This is a genomic window from Streptomyces melanosporofaciens (genome assembly GCF_900105695.1).
GTDB classification, from domain to species: domain Bacteria; phylum Actinomycetota; class Actinomycetes; order Streptomycetales; family Streptomycetaceae; genus Streptomyces; species Streptomyces antimycoticus.
The window spans coordinates 5,263,852-5,282,986 of the sequence record NZ_FNST01000002.1 but is presented as its reverse complement, the minus strand read 5'-3'; the positions used below and the strand labels follow the sequence as shown (position 1 = coordinate 5,282,986).

Below are 19,135 nucleotides of genomic sequence, written 5' to 3'. Positions count from 1 at the left end.
GCTCAGTGGGCCGGGGCGACGAGGCGGTAGCCCACCCCGCGCACCGTCTCGATCAGGGCGGGCATCCGCAGTTTGGAGCGCAGGGAGGCGACATGGACCTCCAGGGTGCGCCCCGTCCCCTCCCAACTGGTGCGCCAGACCTCGCTGATGATCTGCTCCCGGCGGAAGACGACGCCGGGGCGCTGGGCGAGCAGGGCGAGCAGATCGAACTCCTTACGGGTGAGCGAGACGGTCGTGCCGTTGACCGAGACCTGGCGGGTGGGCAGCTCGATGGTCACCGGGCCGAGCCGCAGCGGCGGATGGGGGCCGTCCGGGGACTCGTCGGCGCCATGGCCCGTGTCCTGGGCGGCGGTGCGGCGGCTGACGGCGTGGATGCGGGCGAGCAGCTCCATGGTGTCGTACGGCTTGACCACATAGTCGTCGGCGCCGAGATTGAGCCCGTGTATCCGCGAGCGCACATCGGCGCGCGCGGTCACCATGATCACGGGGGTGGCGGTGCGCTTGCGGATCTTGCCGCACACCTCGAAACCGTCCTGGTCGGGCAGACCGAGGTCGAGGAGTACGACGCCGAAGGGCGCGCCGGAGTCGGGCAGCAGCGCCTGGAGCGCCTCCTCGCCGCTGCGGGCGTGGGTGACCTCGAAACCGTGCCGGGCGAGGATGGCGGACAGGGCCGCGGCGACGTGGTTGTCGTCCTCGACGAGCAGAAGTCTCACCAGCCCCTCCGCCACCTTCCCGTACCAGCGGAGACGCGTCTCGTACGCGCCCCCGTCACCATGGCTTCGAATACGGCCACGAACATGGCCACAGGGCATCCACCCCGATCGAGGGGCACCCGTCAAGACGCATTCGGTCACACACCGGTTTCCGTTATGCAGCCGGTACGGCGCGCGTCGTCTCGTTCACGCAGCGTGTCACGCCGCAGCCATATCGTTATCCTCAATTTCAGCTCAGATGTAATGACGCTGGTCGCAGCAGGTCACTACTGTCCTCCCAACCGAGGAGGACGGAGCGAGACGCCGATGAGCGAAGTATCGGTGACCAAGGACGCCGCACCAGTGGCGAACGCGTTGGTTGCGCTGTCAGGAGTCAACAAGCACTTCGGCGCGCTGCATGTGCTCCAGGACATCGACCTGACCATCAGTCGGGGCGAAGTGGTCGTCGTCATCGGGCCGTCCGGGTCCGGAAAGTCGACGCTGTGCCGCACGGTCAACCGGCTGGAGACGATCGACGCCGGTTCCATCACGATCGACGGCAAGCCGCTGCCCCAGGAGGGCAAGGAGCTCGCCCGGCTGCGCGCCGACGTCGGCATGGTCTTCCAGTCCTTCAACCTCTTCGCGCACAAGACGGTGCTCGAGAACGTGATGCTGGGCCAGGTCAAGGTCCGTAAGACGGACAAGAAGGCCGCCGAGGAGAAGGCCCGCACGCTGCTCGACCGGGTGGGCGTCGGCGCCCAGGCGGACAAGTACCCCGCGCAGCTCTCCGGTGGCCAGCAGCAGCGCGTGGCGATCGCGCGCGCCCTGGCCATGGACCCGAAGGTGATGCTCTTCGACGAGCCGACCTCGGCGCTGGACCCGGAGATGATCAACGAGGTGCTGGAGGTCATGCAGCAGCTCGCCAGGGACGGCATGACCATGGTCGTCGTCACCCACGAGATGGGCTTCGCCCGCTCCGCCGCGAACCGGGTGGTCTTCATGGCCGACGGCCGGATCGTCGAAGAGGCCGAGCCGGAGCAGTTCTTCAGCAACCCCCGCAGCGACCGGGCCAAGGACTTCCTGTCGAAGATCCTTCACCACTGAGTCCACGCCGGCCCGGCAGACCGCCGGCACGTTCGCCACTGCGTATCTGGACCACGTACTGAACACAGAGGGATGGGCACCATGAGGATTCGTAAGACGGCCGCGGCGGCCACGGTGGTTCTCGCGCTGGCCGCGACGGCGACCGCCTGCGGCGGCGAAAAGGGCACCGCCGGCGACAAGCCGAAGGGCGGCGAGGTCTTCAGCGGCGACTACACGGTCGCGAAGGACGTGAAGATCGACTCGTCGACCCTGAAGGCGGCGCAGAAGCGCGGCAAGATCGTCATCGGCGCCAAGGCCGACCAGCCCTTCCTCGGGTTCCAGGACACCGAGGGCAAGCGCTCCGGCTTCGACATCGAGATCGCCAAGATGGTCGCGGCCGACCTCGGCTTCTCCGCGGACAAGATCACCTTCAAGACGGTGGACTCCAACGTCCGCGAGACCTCGATCTCCAAGGGCCAGGTCGACTACTACGTCGGCACCTACACCATCAACGACGAGCGCAAGAAGCAGGTCGGCTTCGCGGGCCCGTACTACCAGGCCGGCGCCGACCTCCTGGTCCGCATGGAGGACAAGGGCAAGATCACCGGCCCGGACAGCATCAAGGGCAAGAAGGTCTGCTCGATCGTCGGCTCCACTCCGCTCCAGGAGATCAAGAAGCCGAAGTACGGCGCCAAGACCACCGAGCTGAGCAAGTACTCGCTCTGCGTCAAGCAGCTCCTCGACGGCCAGGTCGACGCGGTCACCACCGACGACGCGATCCTCAAGGGTTACGCCGCCCAGCGCTCCACCAAGCTGCACGTGGTCGGCAAGCCGTTCACCGAGGAGCCGTACGGCATCGGCATGAACAAGAACGACAAGGCGCTCCGCGACGCGATCAGCGACTCGCTCGAGAAGCACATCAAGAACGGCGACTACAAGAAGGCGTACGAAGGCACGCTCGGCAAGTCCGGCTCCTCCTACGTCGCCCCGAAGACCCCCCTGCCCCGCTACTGAGCAGGATTCCCCGTTCGCCTGGAAGCCGGTGCGCTCCGCACGCCGCTGACCTGACCGCTACCGCGGAGAATCGATGAACGTACTCCTCGATCATTTGCCCCAGTTCCGTGAGGGGTTCCTGGGAACCCTTTCCATCACGGCGGCCAGTGCGGCGCTGGCTCTCGTCCTGGGCATTGTCATAGCCGGCTTCCGGGTGTCGCCCATACCGCCGCTGCGGGCCTTCGGGACGGCGTGGGTCACCCTGCTGCGCAACACCCCGCTGACCCTGCTGTTCCTGATCGCGTTCTTCGTGATCCCGCAGATCTTCTTCCCCGGAACGAGCCCGTTCGTTCTCGCCATGGGGGCGCTGGGCTGCTACACGTCGTCCTTCGTCTGCGAGGCCGTGCGGTCCGGTATCAACACCGTGCCGCTCGGCCAGGCGGAGGCCGCCCGCAGCCTGGGCATGACCTTCTTCCAGACCCTCCGGCTGATCGTGCTCCCCCAGGCCACCCGGTCCGTGATTCCCCCCATGAGCAGCATCTTCATCGCGCTCACCAAGAACTCGGCCATCGCCGGGGCGTTCAGCAACACCGAACTGTTCAACGTCTCGAAGCTGCTGAGCGACAAGGGCTTCGCGATCGGCTGGATCTTCCTGTGGATCGCGCTGTGCTACCTGGTCATCACCTTCGCCATCAGCGGTCTCTTCCGACTGCTGGAGAGCCGCCTGGAGGTGGCCCGATGAGCTCGAGCGTCCTGTACGACGCCCCCGGTCCCAAGGCCCGCATCCGGAACCGCATCTACTCCGTCGTCGGCGGCCTGGCCGTCCTCGGGCTGATCGTCTTCGCCGTGGTGCGGCTGAACGACAAGGGTCAGTTCGCGCCCGAGATGTGGGACATCTTCAACTACGCGGGCGTGCGGACCAGCATCCGCGACGGCGTGGTCACCACCTTGAAGGTGTTCGCGGTCGCGGCGGTCCTCTCGCTGGTCCTCGGTGTCCTGCTCGCCGTCGGCCGGCTCTCGGACCACAAGGCCGTCCGCTGGTTCGCGACCGGTTTCATCGAGCTGTTCCGGGCCGTCCCGCTGCTGATCACCATCTACGTGCTGTGGGTGCTCTTCCTGACCTACCGGTCGGATCTGGGCCTCAGCGGTGACAACACCGGCTTCTGGGCCCTGGTCATCGGCCTGACCGTCTACAACGGCTCGGTCCAGGCCGAGGTGTTGCGGGCGGGCATCAACTCGGTGCCCAGGGGCCAGGGCGAGGCCGCCTACGCCCTGGGCATGCGCAAGACCCAGGTCATGATGACGGTCCTGGTGCCGCAGGCCGTACGGGCGATGCTGCCGACCATCATCAGCCAGCTGGTGGTGACGCTGAAGGACACCTCCCTCGGCTATGTCATCACCTATCAGGAACTGCTGTTCCAGCTTCAGCAGCTGGCCGGCAACATCGTCGTCAACGACGACAACCCCTACGTTCCGGTGATCATCGTCGGCGGCGCCATCTACATCGCGATGTGTCTGGCCCTCTCCGCCCTCGCCACCTGGATCGAGCGGCGCGGCCGGCGTGCCAAGACCGGCATCCGGGTCGCGGACGCGGGCCAGCCGCTGGCGGCCGCCGACGCGCTCGACGTCGTCGACCACTCCACGGTCTCCGCCCCGGACGCACCCACCGGCAAGACGAACTGAGGGTCCGTCCGGGGGGCCGGGAGGCCGGGAGGACCTGGCGGAGGTCCGTCCGGGGGGCCGGGCGGACGAGTGAAACCCTTACCAGGGCGGTGGCGCACGCGCCACCGCCCTTCGTCGCTTGACGCGGGCAGCGGCAGTGGGTTGCATGCTTTCTGTGATCGCTCACCGGGTTTCAACTGCCAATTTCCGTACGCCACGTACGACCCGCAGGGCCGCAGGAACCGCACCGTGGACCCGGTGATCGTCGCCGGGGCGGGCCCGGTCGGCCTCACCCTGGCCCTCGCCCTGGCGCGCCTCGAGGTGCCCGTCATCCTGCTGGACGAGTCCACGGGCGGTGAGGAGAGCCGGCTGGCCCGCACCGTTGTGCTGCGCCCGGACGCCGCCGCCCTGCTGGAGCGGCTGGGCTGCCGGGTCACCGCCCGGACGCGGCCGTGGACCGGATGGCGCACGATGCGGCGGCGGCAGCTGGTACGGCAGGTGGCCCTCACGCCCGGCAGTCTCTTCGGCGGCGAGCGCGGCACCGGCGGTCTCTTCGGCGGGCAGCGCGGCGCCGGCGGCTGGGACGGCGGCCTTACGGAGGCCATGGACTCCCCTGGCGGTGACGGGCCGGAGGACGAGGCGGCACCGGTGCCGACGGCCTCACCGGTGCATCTGCCCCAGCATGAGCTCACCCGGGCGCTGCGGGGCTCGCTGGCCGCCATCGGCGACGAGGATCTCGTCCGCATCGTCTCGGGAAGCCGGATCGACAGCCTGGAGCAGGACGACCACGGGGTCGGGGTGCGCACCCGCGGCGCCCAGGCCACCTGGTGGCGGGGCAGCTATCTGGTGGGCTGCGACGGGCCGCGGTCCACCGTCCGCAAGCTCCTGGGCGTGCGCTTCCCGGGCCGTACGGCGGTGGAGCGGCACGCCGTCGCGGCGCTGCGCGCCGAACTCCCCTGGCCCGGCGAGGCCGTGCTGCACCGCTCCCCGCCCTGGCGCAGCATCGACGCCGAGGTGACCGCCCGGCCGCTGCCGCACAGCCTGTGGCGGGTCGACTGGCTGCTGCCGCCCGGCCGCGATCTCGTCACCCCCGATGCCCTGCTGGTGCGGGTGCGCGACACCCTCACGGGGTGGTGCGGGGATTCCGAGCCCCCCTATGAGCTGCTGGACACCGGCGTGCACACCGTGCACCACCGGCTCGCGCTGCGCTGGCGCGTGGGGCGCGCCTTCCTGGCCGGGGACGCCGCCCATCTGCTGGGCGCGCTCGGCACCCAGGGGCTCGAAGAGGGGCTGCGGGACGTCGACAACCTCGCCTGGAAACTGTCCCTGGCCTGGCACCACGGGGCCTCGGAGGCGCTGCTGGACAGCTATCAGGCGGAGCGGCGCGGAGCCGTGGGGGCCCGGCTGCGCGCGGCGGACCAGGCGCTGCCGCTGGTGCGGGCGGCCGGCGGCTGGCACGCGGTGCGGCGCACCGTGCGGCCCGGTGGGGCGCGCGGGCACGACGCGCTGCTCACCGACGGTCATCTCGGACAGGGGCCGCTGGGCGCGCCGCCGGTCTACGACCGTTCGCCGTTGGCCCCTGCGGCGCCGCCGGATGGCTCGATCACGGTGGGTACGGCGCCCGGGGCGCCGGTCGCCGATGTGCCGGTGACCGCGCCGGACGGCTCGGTCGTACGGCTGCGGGAGCGGCTGGGCCGGGAGCTGCTGGTGGTGCTGGTCGCCCCCGGCACCGGAGTGTGGGACCGCCGTCACTGGATGCGTGCCGGGCTGATGCCGAGGCTGGCGGCGGCCGTCGCGGCGCTGCCCCTGCGCACCGAGCTGCTGGTCGCCGAGGCGTATCCGGGCGCCCCGGCGCACACGGTGCTGCTGGTGCGGCCGGACGGCCATCTCGCCGCCGCGCTGGCCGGGGTGCGGCCGAGCGCGCTGTACGCGTGCGCGGACGCCGCCCGGGGCGGGAACGCGGCCAGGGGCGTACCGGCGGAGGCGAGCGCGCGGCAGTAGTGCGGGATCGACCGGCGAGGCCGGGCCCGGGGCGCGCTCGGGCGCGCGGTCGGTTTGTCTCCGGGCGCGCGGTCAGTCCCAGGGCGCGCGGTCCTCGGCCGCACGCCCGGCCTGCGTCCGGGCGTGCGGTCCGAGTCGGGGCGTGCGGTCCGCGGCCGGGCGTGCGTGGTCGGGGCGCGAGCCGGTGAGGTTGACCTTCCTTTCCGGCACATGATTCACTTCGCAGCGTGACTGACACCTGCTTGCCTCGCTTCTGGCGGAGGGTCCATCTGGACCTGGTCCGCTACGCGGGCTGTGTCTGTCGTCCGTCCTGTTGATCCGCTTCTTTCCCCGCGCGGTGCGGCCGCGCCTCTTTCGCGATCACTCAGGACGGTTCTCTGTGCCCGACGTACGCACTTCCACTCCCGGCCTCGTGCGCCCTCCCACGGACATCATCACGGACCCGGCATCCGGCCCCGCCGCTCCGCCCAGCGCCGCGGAGCTGCTCGACTTCGCCCGCCGGACCGCCGCCGACGCCGAGCTCGTCGCCTCCCTTCCGCTCGATCCGGAGGGCCGCACCTGGCTGCGCCTCGACGGGCCGGGCGGCAGCGAAGCCTGGCTGATCGGCTGGCCTCCGGGCACCGGCACCGGCTGGCACGACCACGGCGGCTCCCATGGCGCCTTCGTCGCGGCGGCGGGTGCGCTCAACGAGCAGTCACTCGCCGCGCGGCTGCCCACCGAGGGCTGGAAGACCCTTGAGCTGGCCGACGATGTGGACCGCGAGCGGCTGCTGCCCGCCGGGCAGGGCCGGGCTTTTGGACAGCATCATGTGCATGAGGTGATCAATCCGTCCGACACCGAGCATGCGGTGTCGGTGCACGCCTACTATCCGCCGCTGCCGCTCATGCGGCGTTACAGCCGCACCGGTCATACGCTGCGGCTGGAGCAGGTCGAGCGGCCCGAGGAGTGGGGATGATCGTGGGCACGACCAAGCGGAGCGTGGACGAGCTGCTGGCCGAGGCCCGCGAGGAACTCGACCGGCTGGAGCCGCTCGATGCCGCGGCGGCCCAGGTCCAGGGCGCGCTGCTGGTGGACATACGGTACGCGGCGCTGCGGGAGCGCGACGGCACCATCCCGGGGGCGCTGATCGTCGAGCGGAACGAGCTGGAGTGGCGGCTCGACCCGCAGTGCGACCATCGGCTGCCCGAGGCCACCCATCACGATCTGCGGGTCGTGGTGGTGTGCAACGAGGGCTACGCGTCCAGCTTCGCCGCGGTCTCGCTGCGTCAGCTGGGCCTGGAGCGCGCGACCGATCTCATCGGCGGCTTCCAGGCATGGCGCGCGGCGGGCCTCCCGGTGGGCTAGAGCCACCCACCGGATTCGGGAGCCGCAGTCTCGGGTGTCACGCGTCTCGGGTACCGCACGGCTCGGGTGTCGCACTGATCGGGTGTCGCACTGATCGGGGGCACGCGCCTTGAGGACCGCGCGTCTGCCGCACGGCCGGACATCGCTCGTTCTCGGTAACCGGCTTCACCGGATTGACCCCCGGGGCCGTCACAGCCCACAGCCCCGCCGCGACAAGGGCCGCTGGGGCTCAGAGGTCGGGGAGATGGTGCTCCAGGAGGTCCGGGTCCTCCCCCTCCTCCTCCAGCGCACGCCGCACCACCCGCAGCGCCAGCCCCTCGGAGTAGCCCTTGCGGGCCAGCATCCCGGCGAGACGGCGAATCCGCTTCTCCCGGTCGAGGCCACGGGTGGCCCTCAGCTTGCGCTCGACCAGCTCCCGCGCCGTCCGCTCCTCCTGATCGGCGTCGAGCTGTCCCACGGCCTCGTCGATCAGGGCGGAGTCCACGCCCTTGGTGCGCAGCTCACGGGCGAGCGCCCGCCGGGCGAGCCCCCGGCTGTGATGCCGTGACTCCACCCATGCCTCGGCGAACGCCGCGTCGTCGATCAGGCCGACGCCCTCGAACCGGGACAGCACCTCCTGCGCCGCGTCATCGGGAATGCCCCGGGTGCGCAGCGCGTCCGCGAGCTGCTTACGGGTGCGTGGGGTCCCGGTGAGCAGGCGCAGGCAGATCGCCCGCGCCTGCTCCTCCGGGCCGGGCGGCGGCCCCTGCTCGGCCCTCGACAAGGAGGGGGCGCCGCTGTCCGGACGGTCCGGGCGCTCCGGACGGCCTGGGCCGTCCGGCCATTCGGTCCGCCGTGTCATGGATCAGCTCTTGGCCGCGGCGGTCTTGGCCGCCTTCGCCCCGGACTTGGCCGCCGGGGCGGCCACGGCCTTCGCCGGCGCGGCGTCGGTCACGCCCGCGGCACCGGCCGCGTCCGTGGTGGGTGCCGCGGCCGCCGGATCCTGGGGCCTCACCCCGATGCCGAGCTTTTCCTTGATCTTCTTCTCGATCTCATTGGCGAGGTCGGGGTTGTCCTTCAGGAAGTTGCGGGCGTTCTCCTTGCCCTGGCCGAGCTGGTCGCCCTCGTAGGTGTACCAGGCACCGGACTTGCGGACGAAGCCGTGCTCGACGCCCATGTCGATCAGACCGCCCTCGCGGCTGATGCCCTGGCCGTAGAGGATGTCGAACTCGGCCTGCTTGAAGGGCGGCGCGACCTTGTTCTTGACGACCTTGACACGGGTGCGGTTGCCGACCGCGTCGGTGCCGTCCTTGAGGGTCTCGATGCGGCGGATGTCGATGCGCACCGACGCGTAGAACTTCAGCGCCCGGCCACCGGTCGTGGTCTCCGGCGAGCCGAACATCACGCCGATCTTCTCGCGGAGCTGGTTGATGAAGATCGCGGTGGTCTTGGACTGGTTGAGCGCGCTGGTGATCTTGCGGAGCGCCTGGCTCATCAGCCGGGCCTGGAGGCCGACGTGGGAGTCGCCCATCTCGCCCTCGATCTCCGCGCGCGGCACCAGGGCGGCGACGGAGTCGATGACGATGAGGTCGAGGGCGCCGGAGCGGACCAGCATGTCCACGATCTCGAGCGCCTGCTCGCCGTTGTCCGGCTGGGACAGGATCAGGGAGTCGGTGTCCACGCCCAGCTTCTGCGCGTAGTCAGGGTCGAGGGCGTGCTCGGCGTCCACGAAGGCGACGGTGCCGCCGGCCCGCTGGGCATTGGCCACCGCGTGCAGGGTCAGGGTCGTCTTACCGGAGGACTCGGGGCCGTAGACCTCGACCACCCGGCCGCGCGGCAGACCGCCGACGCCGAGGGCGACGTCGAGAGCGGTCGACCCGGTGGGGATGACCTCGATCGGCTCGTTTGGCCGATCGCCCATGCGCATCACGGCGCCCTTGCCGAATTGCCGTTCAATCTGTGCGAGCGCGGCGTCGAGCGCCTTCTCGCGGTCCGTTCCTGCCATGGGTCCCACCCGGTTTGCTTGAGTCGATCGCTTCACGTCCATGACGCTAGCGCCTGCCACTGACAAGCGGCCCTGACGTCCTCGGCCTGTGGATAACCTGTCGGGCCTCCATCAGAATGGATGTTCGATTTTTGTGTCAACTACGCCGCGCCAACGCGGCGCGCATCCGCGCGAGGGCCGACATGCCGCGCCGCCGCGTGCGCCCGTGCACCCGCAGATCGTCGGTCACGTCATAGCGCTTGATGTACGCGCCGAGGAACGCCTGCAGCGTCGCGGTCGCCGGAATCGCGATCAGCGCGCCCACCGCGCCCAGCAGCGCGGTGCCCGCTATCACCGATCCGAAGGAGACGGCCGGGTGGATGTCCACCGTCCTGGCGGTGATCCTCGGCTGCAGCAGATAGTTCTCGAACTGCTGGTAGATCACGACGAAGATCAGGACCCACAGCGCGTACCAGGGGTCGATGGTGAACGCGATCAGCATCGGCAGCGCCCCGGCCAAATAGGTGCCGATGGTCGGGATGAACTGCGAGATCAGCCCCACCCAGACGGCGAGCGCCGGGGCGTAGGGCACACCCAGGGCCTCCAGCAGGATGTAGTGGGCGACACCGGAGATCAGCGCCATCAGCCCGCGGGAGTAGATGTAGCCGCCGGTCTTGGCGACCGCGATCTCCCAGGCGCGCAACACCTCGACCTGCCGGGTCGGCGGCAGCACCGAGCACAGCGCGCGGCGCAGCCGGGGCCCGTCGGCGGCGAAGTAGAAGGCGAACAGGGTCACCGTCAGCGTCTTGAACAACCCGCCGAGCACCTGTGCGGAGACGTCCAGCACGTTGTCGGCGCTGTTCTTGACGTAACTCTGCAGCCAGTCGGAGTGCACCAGGCTGTCCTGGATCTCCAGCCGCGACAGATGCGTGTGGAACGTGTCGTTGATCCACTTGACGACATTGTCGAGGTACTGCGGGAAGTCCTGGACCATGGTGATGATCTGATCGGCGAGCATCGAGCCGAGCAGGGTGAAGAAGCCCGCGGTGCCGATGAGGATGGCGAGAAAGACCAGTCCCGTGGCCAGCCCCCGGCGCATGCCGCGGGCGGCCATCCGGTCCACGGCCGGTTCGATCGCGAGCGCCAGGAAGAACGCGATCAGGATGTTCAGCAGAAGCCCGGTCAGCTGATCGAAGGCCCAGGTCGCAAGCCGGTAACAGGCCACCAGCGCGAGTGCGAGCACCATGGCGCGCGGCAGCCAGCGCGGCATGCGCGCGGCGGGTTGCGGGGAGTCCGAGGAGGCCCGAGCGGCGCTCGGGGTGTCGTCGGCGTCGGAGGGGAGGGTCTCTTCGGTCGGGGCCACGGAGCAAGTGTGGCCTACACCGGACGAAGAAATCCGGCCACCCCGGAAGCTGGTGCACCCGGAGCGGCCGGAGGGCCGCTCAGCGCCTGCTCTCGGGGATCTCCATCGCGGCGCAGACCGCGCGCCAGACGTCCTTGGCCTCCCAGCCGTCCGTCAGTGCCTCGTGCACCGTCCGGCCCCCGAGTTGCGACATCACATGATCGCGCGCGAAGGAGTCGGCGTACGCCTCACCGAAGTGGTCCGCCATTCGCTGCCAGAAGTCCGTCAACCGCATGTGACCAGTATCGCGCTCCCGGGGGTGCACCCAGGCGTGAGCCCCCTACCGACCGTGTCTCGCGGCCTACGGTCTGTCCATGGAACGATCCGCAAGCCTCCCCTCCTCGCCCTCCCTTCCCACGCCCGGGCCCGCCGAGCCGGCTCCGTCGGCCGAGTCCTCCGCGCTCTCCCGCGCCGAGCGGTTCGTCTGGCTGACCGCCCGCGTGCTGGAGCAGCGCAGATTCGCGTATCACTTCCTGGGCGGCGGTGCCGAGGCGGTCGAGACCGCGCTGGCCGCGTATCTGGGGACCGACGGGGGCTACGGCCATGCGCTGGAGCCGGATCTGCGTGGCCCGGTGAGCCAGCCGCTGCATGCCGTGCACGCCTTACGGGTGCTCGACGGGATCGGGCGCTGCGGCGGTCAGCGGGTGGAACGCCTGTGCCGCTATCTGACGTCCGTGTCCACCCCGGACGGCGCGCTGCCCGCCTGCCACCCCTCGCTGCGCGGCTATCCGGCGGCCCCCTGGGTCCCGGCGGCGGACGATGCGCGCAGTGATCTGCTGACCACCGGGCCGGTGGTGGGGCTGCTGCACCGCAACGAGGTGTGGCATGCGTGGCTCTTCCGGGCCACGGACTTCTGCTGGGCGGCGGTTGCCGCCCTGGGGGAGGGCGGCGCGACGACGCGTCCTTACGAGGTCGCGGCGGCCGTCGCCTTCCTGGACGGGGCGCCGGACCGGGCACGCGCCGAGGCGGCGGCCGAGCGGCTCGGCCGCCGGGTGCGGGAGGAGCGGCTGATCGTGCCGCCGCCGGCCCCCGAGCGCGGCGAGGACCGCCCCCTGCCGCCGGGGCAGGGCCCCGGCGAGCCCCTCCAGGTGCACGACATCGCCCGTACGCCCGGCTCGCTGGCGCGCCGGTGGTTCACCGACGCCGAGGTGGAGCGGTCCCTGGACGTGCTCGTGGCCGCGCAGCAGGAGGACGGCGGCTGGCCGCCGCCCCGGCGCCCATGGACGCCGGGCGCCACGCTGGAGTGGCGGTCGGTGGCGACCATCGAGGCGCTGCTGACGCTGCGGGCCTACGGACGGCGGATCTGAGCGCGCGCGTCCACGGCGGTCACAGGGCTCGCACCCCGGCCGTGACGACGACGGCCACGGCGACCACCACGAGGAAGGGGGCGCGGAGCACCAGCGCGAGCGCCGCCGCCCCCACCCCGGCCGCCCTCGCGTCCAGGAGGAGATGTTGACCGTCGCTGAAGGTCTGCTGAGCGGTGAGGGCGGCCAGCAGGGCCACGGGCAGCAGCGCGGCCAGACGCCTGGCGAGCGGACGCTCCAGGACTCCGGCGGGCACCGAGAGGCCCAGCAGCTTGACGAGATAGCAGCCCGCCGCGGTGACGCCGATGGCGATCCAGATGGTCATCGGCGCTCACCCGGCTCCGTGCCGCGCGTCATGCGCCCGTGCACCGTAAGGACGGCGGGGGCGGCGAGCGCCGCCACCAGGACCGGGACCCCGGCGGGCAGCACCGGCTGGCACAGGAGCACCAGCAGGACGCCGAGACCGGCCACGGCCCGTTCGACGGTGCCGCTGAGCATGGGGGCCAGCAGGGCGAGGAAGACCGCGGGCCCGGCGGCGTCCAGACCCCAGGCGTCGGTGTCGCCGAGCGCGGACGCCCCCAGGGCGCCGATCAGCGTGGTGAGGTTCCACAGGACGTACAGGGTCAGCCCGGTGATGGTGAAGCCGAGCCGCGCGGTGCGCCGGTCGGGCTGGGCGAGGGCGACGGCGGAGGTCTCGTCGATGACCCAGTGGGCCGCCAGGGGGCGCACCGCGCGCGGCAGCTCGAGCAGTCCGGACAGCCGCAGCCCGTAGAAGGCGTTGCGCACCCCGAGGAAGAACGCCCCGGCGGCGGCGGTGAACGGATTGCCGCCCGCCGCCAGCGCGCCCACGAGGGCGAACTGCGACGCCCCGGTGAAGACGAGCAGGCTGAGCGCGCAGGTCTGCAGCAGGCCGAGGCCGGCGCCCGCCGACGTCACCCCGAAGGCGAAGCCGGAGAGCCCCACGGCGACACCGACACCCAGGGCGTCGCGGACAACGGCCGAATCCGCCGGAGGCGCGGCGGGATCGGTTCGCATCTCTATCTGTTCTGACACACCGCGCACGTTAGGAGAGCGCTTCGGATCCGGTCTTGTACGTTCTTGCGCGCTCCCGCCGGTAAGCGCCCGGTGGCACCCCCACGATGCGGGTGAAGTGACGGTTCAGATGGGATTGGTCGGTGAAGCCGACGGCCACGGCCACCTCGGCGGGCGCGGTCCCGGCGTCCAGCAGTTGCCGGGCCCGGCGGACCCGGGCGTCGGTGAGCCAGGTGTGCGGCGGCATCCCGTTGACGGCGCGGAAGGCGCGCAGCAGGGCGAAGGGACCGGTGTCCAGCTCGGCCGCCAGCCGTTCCAGGGACGGCGGGTCCGCCATGCGCTCCTGGAGAATCGCGCGGGCGCGCGCCGCCCTTCGCGCACCCGCGGTGCGCGCCGTGCGCTCGGGGAGCGGGCCGCCATGGTCGCGCAGCAGCCGGGCGAGGACGATGCGCAGCAGGCTGTCGGCGGCCAGCGCGTTGCCCTCCTCGGCGGCCCGGTGCACCGCGGTGACCAGCCGCGCGCCCTGGGGGTCGTCGACGGAGGGGAGCCGGAATCCGGCCGTGCCACGGAGCGTGCTCGTCTCGGCGGCGACAGCTGCGACCAGGTCCGCGGCCGGGTACAGCACGCTGTACGCCCATCCCTCGGGCGCCCCCGCCCGGCCGGTGTGCGGAACCTCCGGGTTGATGAGCGCGAGGCCGCCGGGCCCGGTGCGCTCGACGGTGCCGCGGTGGTGGAACTCCTCGACGCCCTCGGTGATCGCGGCGATCACGAAGGCCTCGTGGGTGTGCCATACGAAGGTCTTGTGGATGTAGCGGGCCCGCAGCAGATCGACGCCCGGAAGCTGGGGGTACCGCCAGTGCCGCGCGCTCTCCCGGTTGACCATGGCACCATTGTGCGCCCCGCCCGGGCCTCCTCTGACCTGCGACTCCGTCCATTGTCAGTGGTGCGGTGCACGATGGAGGGCATGGCAGGCTCGGCGCTCGACGCATTCTCCCCGGCCACCCGCGGGTGGTTCACGGGCGCCTTCACCGCGCCCACGCCCGCGCAGGAGGGCGCGTGGCGGGCGATCGGCGAGGGCTCGGACGTCCTGGTGGTCGCCCCCACCGGCTCGGGCAAGACCCTGGCCGCCTTCCTGGCGGCGCTGGACAAGCTGGCCGGTGAGCCGCCGCCCGCCGAGGCGAAGAAGCGCTGCCGGGTGCTGTATGTCTCCCCGCTGAAGGCCCTGGCGGTGGACGTCGAGCGCAATCTCCGCAGCCCGCTGACCGGCATCCGCCAGGAGTCGGTGCGGCTGGGCAGGCCCGAGCCGGAGATCCGGGTGGGCACCCGCTCGGGCGACACCCCGGCCGCCGAGCGTCGCGCCCTGGCCACCCGCCCGCCGGACATCCTCATCACCACCCCCGAGTCGCTGTTCCTGATGCTCACCTCCGCCACCCGGGAGGCGCTGCGCGGGGTGGAGACCGTGATCCTGGACGAGGTCCACGCCGTCGCGGGGACGAAGCGGGGCGCCCATCTCGCGCTGTCCCTGGAGCGCCTCGACGAGCTGCTCGATCGCCCCGCCCGGCGCATCGGCCTGTCCGCGACCGTGCGGCCGGTGGACGAGGTGGCGCGGTTCCTCTCGCCGCGGCGCAAGGTGGAGATCGTCCAGCCGCCGTCGGGCAAGGAGTTCGACCTGTCGGTGGTCGTGCCCGTGGAGGACCTGGGCGAGTTGGGCGGCTCCCCCGCCCAGGAGGGCGAGGCGGGCGAGCGGCCGTCGATCTGGCCCCATGTGGAGGAGCGGATCACCGATCTCGTCCAGGCCCATCGCTCCACCATCGTCTTCGCCAACTCCCGCCGGCTGGCCGAGCGGCTGTGCAACCGGCTGAACGAGATCGCCTACGAGCGGGCCACCGGTGAGGCCCTGCCCGAGGACCACTCCCCCGCCGAGCTGATGGCCGAGTCCGGTGCGGCCCGCGGCGCGCCCGCGCTGCTGGCCCGCGCGCACCACGGCTCGGTGTCCAAGGAGCAGCGGGCGCTGGTCGAGGAGGACCTCAAGGCCGGCCGTCTGCCCGCCGTCGTCGCCACCTCCAGCCTCGAGCTCGGCATCGACATGGGCGCGGTCGACCTGGTCGTCCAGGTCGAGTCACCCCCCTCGGTGGCCTCCGGTCTGCAGCGGGTGGGCCGGGCCGGCCACCAGGTGGGCGCGGTCTCCACCGGCGTCGTCTTCCCGAAGTACCGCGGGGATCTGGTGCAGGCCGCGGTGGTCACCGAGCGGATGCGCGAGGGGGCCATCGAATCGCTGCGGGTGCCCGCCAACCCGCTGGACGTGCTCGCCCAGCAGCTGATCGCCATCACGGCCATGGACACCTGGGACGTGGACGAGCTCCTGGCCCTGATCCGCCGCGCCGCGCCGTTCGCCTCGCTCCCGGAGTCGGCGTACACCTCGGTCCTCGACATGCTCGCGGGCCGCTATCCCTCCGACGCCTTCGCGGAGCTGCGGCCGCGCCTGGTGTGGGACCGCGTCGCCCATACGGTCACGGGCCGCCCCGGGGCGCAGCGGCTCGCGGTGACCTCCGGCGGCACCATCCCCGACCGCGGGCTCTTCGGCGTCTTCCTGGCGGGTGCCGACCCCAAGAAGGGCGGCGGCAGGGTCGGCGAGCTCGACGAGGAGATGGTCTACGAGTCGCGGGTGGGCGATGTGTTCACCCTGGGCACCACCTCCTGGCGGATCGAGGACATCACCCGCGACCGGGTCCTGGTCTCCCCCGCCCCCGGCGTCCCCGGCCGGCTGCCCTTCTGGAAGGGCGACCAGCTCGGCCGCCCCCTGGAGCTGGGCCGCGCCCTGGGCGCGTTCCTGCGCGAGGTCGGCGCGCTGCAGCCCGAGGACGCCCGCCTGCGGCTGCTGGCCGCCGGTCTGGACGCCTGGGCCGCCGAGAACGTCATCGGGTATCTGGACGAGCAGCGCCGTGCCTGCGGGCATGTGCCGGACGACCGCACGATCGTGGTGGAGCGGTTCCGCGACGAGCTGGGCGACTGGCGGGTGGTGGTCCACTCCCCCTTCGGCGCGCAGGTGCACGCCCCCTGGGCGCTGGCCCTGGGCTCCCGTCTGTCCGAGCGGTACGGCATCGACGCCCAGGTCATGCACGCCGACGACGGCATCGTGCTGCGGCTGCCCGACGCCGATCTGATGGGGCTCGACCTCCTCGACGCCGACCCGATGCGCCAGGGCGTGGAGTACGACACCGATCAGTCCCCGGTGGGCGCGGCCGATGTCGCGTTCGACAAGGGCGAGATCAACCAGATCGTCACCGACCAGGTCGGCGGTTCGGCGCTGTTCGCCTCCCGGTTCCGCGAATGCGCCGCCCGCGCGCTGCTGCTGCCCCGCCGCGACCCCGGCAAGCGCACCCCGCTGTGGCAGCAGCGCCAGCGCGCCGCCCAGCTCCTCCAGGTGGCGAGCGAGTTCGGTTCCTTCCCGATCGTCCTCGAAGCCGTCCGCGAATGCCTCCAGGACGTCTTCGACGTCCCCGGCCTCACCGACCTGATGGGCGACATCGAGGCCCGCCGGGTCCGGCTGGTGGAGGTGACCACCCCCGAGCCGTCCCCCTTCGCCCGCTCGCTGCTCTTCGGCTACGTGGCGCAGTTCCTCTACGAGGGCGACTCCCCTCTCGCCGAGCGCCGCGCCGCGGCCCTCTCCCTCGACGCGCGGCTGCTGGCCGAGCTCCTGGGCCAGGCCGAGCTGCGCGAGCTGCTCGACGCCGACGTCCTGGCCGAGCTGGAGCACGAGCTGCAGTGGCTCACCGAGGACCGCCGGATCAAGGACGCCGAGGGCGTCGCCGACGTCCTGCGGCTGCTCGGCCCGCTCACCGCCGCCGAGTTGGCCGAGCGCGGTGCCGAGCCCGGGTGGGCCGAGGACCTGGCCGGGGCCCGGCGCGCCATCCGGGTCCGGATCGCGGGCGAGGACCACTGGGCCGCGGTGGAGGACGCGGGAAGGCTGCGGGACGCGCTCGGTACGGCGCTGCCGGTCGGCGTCCCCGAGGCGTTCACCGAACCGGTCAAGGACCCCCTGGGCGATCTGCTGGCCCGCTATGCCCGCACCCACGGCCCGTTCACCTCGACGCAGGCCGCCGCCCGCTTCGGCCTCGGCGTGGCCGTCACGGAGGGCGCCCTGCACCGCCTGGCCGCCGACGGCCGCGTCGTCCAGGGCGAATTCCATCCCTCGGGCATCGGCCAGGAGTGGTGCGACGCCACCGTGCTGCGCCGGCTGCGGCGCCGCTCCCTGGCCGCGCTGCGCCATGAGCTGGAGCCCGTGCCGCCCTCCGCGCTCGCCGCCTTCCTCCCGCAGTGGCAGCATCTGGGCACCCACAGCCTGCGCGGTATCGACGGGCTGGTGCGCGCGATCGAGCAGCTCCAGGGCGCGCCCGTGCCCGCGTCCGCCCTGGAGAAGCTGGTTCTGCCGTCCCGGGTGAGCGATTACTCCCCCACGATGCTCGACGAGCTCGCCGCCTCCGGGGAGGTCGTCTGGGCCGGGGCGGGAGCGCTGCCGGGGAAGGACGGCTGGGTCACCCTGCACCTGGCCGACACCGCCCCGCTGCTGCTGCACACCCCGCACCCCCTTGAGGCGGCCCCCCTCCACCAGGCCGTCCTCGATTCCCTGGCCGGGGGGTACGGGCTGTTCTTCCGCCAGATCGCCGAGCAGGCCCGCGCCGCCGGGCACGAGTTCCAGGACCCCCAGCTCGCCGAGGCCCTGTGGGACCTGGTCTGGTCCGGCCGGGTCACCGGTGACACCCTCGCCCCGCTGCGCTCCCTGCTGGGCTCGGGCCGTACGGCGGGCTCCACCGCCCACCGCGCCAAGCGCACGGTCCCCCGAGGGCGCTACGGCGGCCTTACGGGCCGCACCGGCCGACCCACGGCATCGCGCAACGGCCCGCCCACCGTCGCCGGGCGCTGGTCCCTGCTGCCGGAGCGCGAGACCGAGCCCACCCACCGCGCCCACGCCCTGGCCCGCACCCTGCTCGACCGGCACGGCGTGGTCACCCGCGGAGCGGTCGCCGCCGAGGGGGTCGAGGGCGGCTTCTCGGCCGCCTATCGGGTGCTGTCCGCGTTCGAGGAGACCGGCCAGGCGCGCCGCGGCTATGTGGTCGAGGGGCTCGGCGCCGCCCAGTTCGCGATGGACGGCGCGGTGGACCGGCTGCGCGCGGTCAGCACGTCCCGCGACCGCACGGCGGCCCCCGCCTTCGACGGACAGCGGGGGCAGTCCCGGCGCGCCTTCGTGCTCGCCTCGGCCGACCCCGCCAATGCCTACGGCGCCGCGCTCCCCTGGCCCGATCCGCCCGCGGACGCGGGCCACCGGCCGGGCCGTAAGGCGGGAGCGATGGTGGTGCTCGTCGACGGAGAGCTGGCGCTCTACATGGAGCGGGGCGGCAAGACCCTGCTCGCCTGGCCCTCGGGCGAGGCCGAGGCCGCCTCCCCCGAGGACGACGTCCGGCTGTTGACGGCGGTGGAGTCGCTGGCCGAGTCAGCCCGCGCGGGTGCGCTCGGCTCCGTCACGGTCGAGCGCGTCAACGGCGTCCAGGCGCTCTCGTCCCCGATCGGCAAGCTCCTGGAATCGGCGGGCTTCCACCCGACCCCTCGGGGCTTCCGGCTGCGTCCCTGATCGCCAGCGCCCTCGGCGCCACACGACTCC

At 72.2% G+C, this 19,135-nt stretch carries 18 protein-coding genes; 10 read left to right on the top strand and 8 right to left on the bottom strand.

Features of this window, described 5'->3' with window-relative positions; genetic code table 11:
* Window positions 1-2: 2 nt before the first annotated feature.
* Window positions 3-713: a response regulator transcription factor gene (locus tag BLV72_RS25710; protein ID WP_093470539.1), complete on the bottom strand. Its 711-nt coding sequence runs from the start codon at window positions 711-713 to the stop codon at window positions 3-5.
* Window positions 714-1,019: 306 nt separating this feature from the next.
* Between BLV72_RS25710 and BLV72_RS25705 the strand changes: the two genes are divergently transcribed.
* The 8 genes from BLV72_RS25705 (at window position 1,020) to BLV72_RS25675 (ending at window position 7,775) form a co-directional block, all read left to right on the top strand.
* A complete protein-coding gene (locus tag BLV72_RS25705; protein WP_059146743.1) occupies window positions 1,020-1,796 on the top strand; it encodes an amino acid ABC transporter ATP-binding protein in 777 nt (258 codons plus the stop codon).
* An 81-nt stretch (window positions 1,797-1,877) separates the two neighbouring features.
* A complete protein-coding gene (locus BLV72_RS25700; RefSeq protein ID WP_093470538.1) occupies window positions 1,878-2,789 on the top strand; it encodes a glutamate ABC transporter substrate-binding protein in 912 nt (303 codons plus the stop codon).
* Window positions 2,790-2,862: 73 nt separating this feature from the next.
* Window positions 2,863-3,510, top strand: a complete 648-nt coding sequence (locus BLV72_RS25695) for an amino acid ABC transporter permease (RefSeq protein WP_059146744.1) — start codon at window positions 2,863-2,865, stop codon at window positions 3,508-3,510.
* Window positions 3,507-4,451, top strand: coding sequence for an amino acid ABC transporter permease (locus BLV72_RS25690; protein ID WP_093465137.1), 945 nt, complete (start codon window positions 3,507-3,509; stop codon window positions 4,449-4,451). The genes BLV72_RS25695 and BLV72_RS25690 overlap by 4 nt, the downstream gene beginning before the upstream one ends.
* Before the next feature lie 228 nt (window positions 4,452-4,679).
* On the top strand, window positions 4,680-6,431 hold the full coding sequence (locus tag BLV72_RS25685) for an FAD-dependent monooxygenase (protein ID WP_093465135.1): 1,752 nt from the start codon (window positions 4,680-4,682) through the stop codon (window positions 6,429-6,431).
* Window positions 6,432-6,658: 227 nt separating this feature from the next.
* A complete protein-coding gene (locus tag BLV72_RS51550; RefSeq protein WP_309471148.1) occupies window positions 6,659-6,748 on the top strand; it encodes a putative leader peptide in 90 nt (29 codons plus the stop codon).
* Between the two features lie 95 nt (window positions 6,749-6,843).
* The gene (locus tag BLV72_RS25680) at window positions 6,844-7,386 is read left to right on the top strand and encodes a cupin domain-containing protein (protein WP_093470537.1); all 543 of its coding nucleotides are present in this window, start codon (window positions 6,844-6,846) and stop codon (window positions 7,384-7,386) included.
* Window positions 7,383-7,775 carry a rhodanese-like domain-containing protein gene (locus BLV72_RS25675; protein ID WP_093465134.1) on the top strand — a complete coding sequence of 131 codons (393 nt, stop codon included), beginning with the start codon at window positions 7,383-7,385 and terminating at the stop codon, window positions 7,773-7,775. Before BLV72_RS25680 ends, BLV72_RS25675 begins: the two co-directional genes overlap by 4 nt.
* 229 nt (window positions 7,776-8,004) lie before the next feature.
* Here the strand turns inward: BLV72_RS25675 and recX are convergent, their stop codons facing one another.
* From recX to BLV72_RS25655, 4 genes are all read right to left on the bottom strand, one after another.
* Window positions 8,005-8,616, bottom strand: coding sequence for a recombination regulator RecX (gene recX / locus BLV72_RS25670; protein WP_093465132.1), 612 nt, complete (start codon window positions 8,614-8,616; stop codon window positions 8,005-8,007).
* Between the two features lie 3 nt (window positions 8,617-8,619).
* Complete coding sequence (recA, locus tag BLV72_RS25665; RefSeq protein ID WP_093465130.1) at window positions 8,620-9,759, bottom strand: recombinase RecA; 1,140 nt, start codon at window positions 9,757-9,759, stop codon at window positions 8,620-8,622.
* A gap of 136 nt (window positions 9,760-9,895) precedes the next feature.
* Window positions 9,896-11,101 (bottom strand): AI-2E family transporter, encoded by a 1,206-nt coding sequence (locus tag BLV72_RS25660; RefSeq protein WP_093465129.1) that lies wholly within the window; start codon window positions 11,099-11,101, stop codon window positions 9,896-9,898.
* 79 nt (window positions 11,102-11,180) lie between these two features.
* Window positions 11,181-11,375, bottom strand: coding sequence for a DUF3046 domain-containing protein (locus tag BLV72_RS25655; protein WP_014055336.1), 195 nt, complete (start codon window positions 11,373-11,375; stop codon window positions 11,181-11,183).
* Window positions 11,376-11,454: 79 nt separating this feature from the next.
* On the opposite strand from BLV72_RS25655, the gene BLV72_RS25650 reads away from it, so the two are divergent.
* On the top strand, window positions 11,455-12,447 hold the full coding sequence (locus BLV72_RS25650) for a hypothetical protein (protein ID WP_093465127.1): 993 nt from the start codon (window positions 11,455-11,457) through the stop codon (window positions 12,445-12,447).
* A gap of 19 nt (window positions 12,448-12,466) precedes the next feature.
* Here the strand turns inward: BLV72_RS25650 and BLV72_RS25645 are convergent, their stop codons facing one another.
* Genes BLV72_RS25645 through BLV72_RS25635 form a run of 3 tightly spaced genes read right to left on the bottom strand, consistent with a single transcriptional unit; the run spans window position 12,467 to window position 14,359 of the window.
* A complete protein-coding gene (locus tag BLV72_RS25645) occupies window positions 12,467-12,769 on the bottom strand; it encodes an AzlD domain-containing protein (RefSeq protein ID WP_093465126.1) in 303 nt (100 codons plus the stop codon).
* On the bottom strand, window positions 12,766-13,479 hold the full coding sequence (locus tag BLV72_RS25640; protein ID WP_093465124.1) for an AzlC family ABC transporter permease: 714 nt from the start codon (window positions 13,477-13,479) through the stop codon (window positions 12,766-12,768). The genes BLV72_RS25645 and BLV72_RS25640 overlap by 4 nt, the downstream gene beginning before the upstream one ends.
* A gap of 28 nt (window positions 13,480-13,507) precedes the next feature.
* Complete coding sequence (locus BLV72_RS25635; RefSeq protein WP_093465123.1) at window positions 13,508-14,359, bottom strand: helix-turn-helix transcriptional regulator; 852 nt, start codon at window positions 14,357-14,359, stop codon at window positions 13,508-13,510.
* An 81-nt stretch (window positions 14,360-14,440) separates the two neighbouring features.
* Between BLV72_RS25635 and BLV72_RS25630 the strand changes: the two genes are divergently transcribed.
* Window positions 14,441-19,105 (top strand): ATP-dependent helicase, encoded by a 4,665-nt coding sequence (locus BLV72_RS25630; protein ID WP_093465122.1) that lies wholly within the window; start codon window positions 14,441-14,443, stop codon window positions 19,103-19,105.
* The last annotated feature ends 30 nt before the right edge of the window (window positions 19,106-19,135 follow it).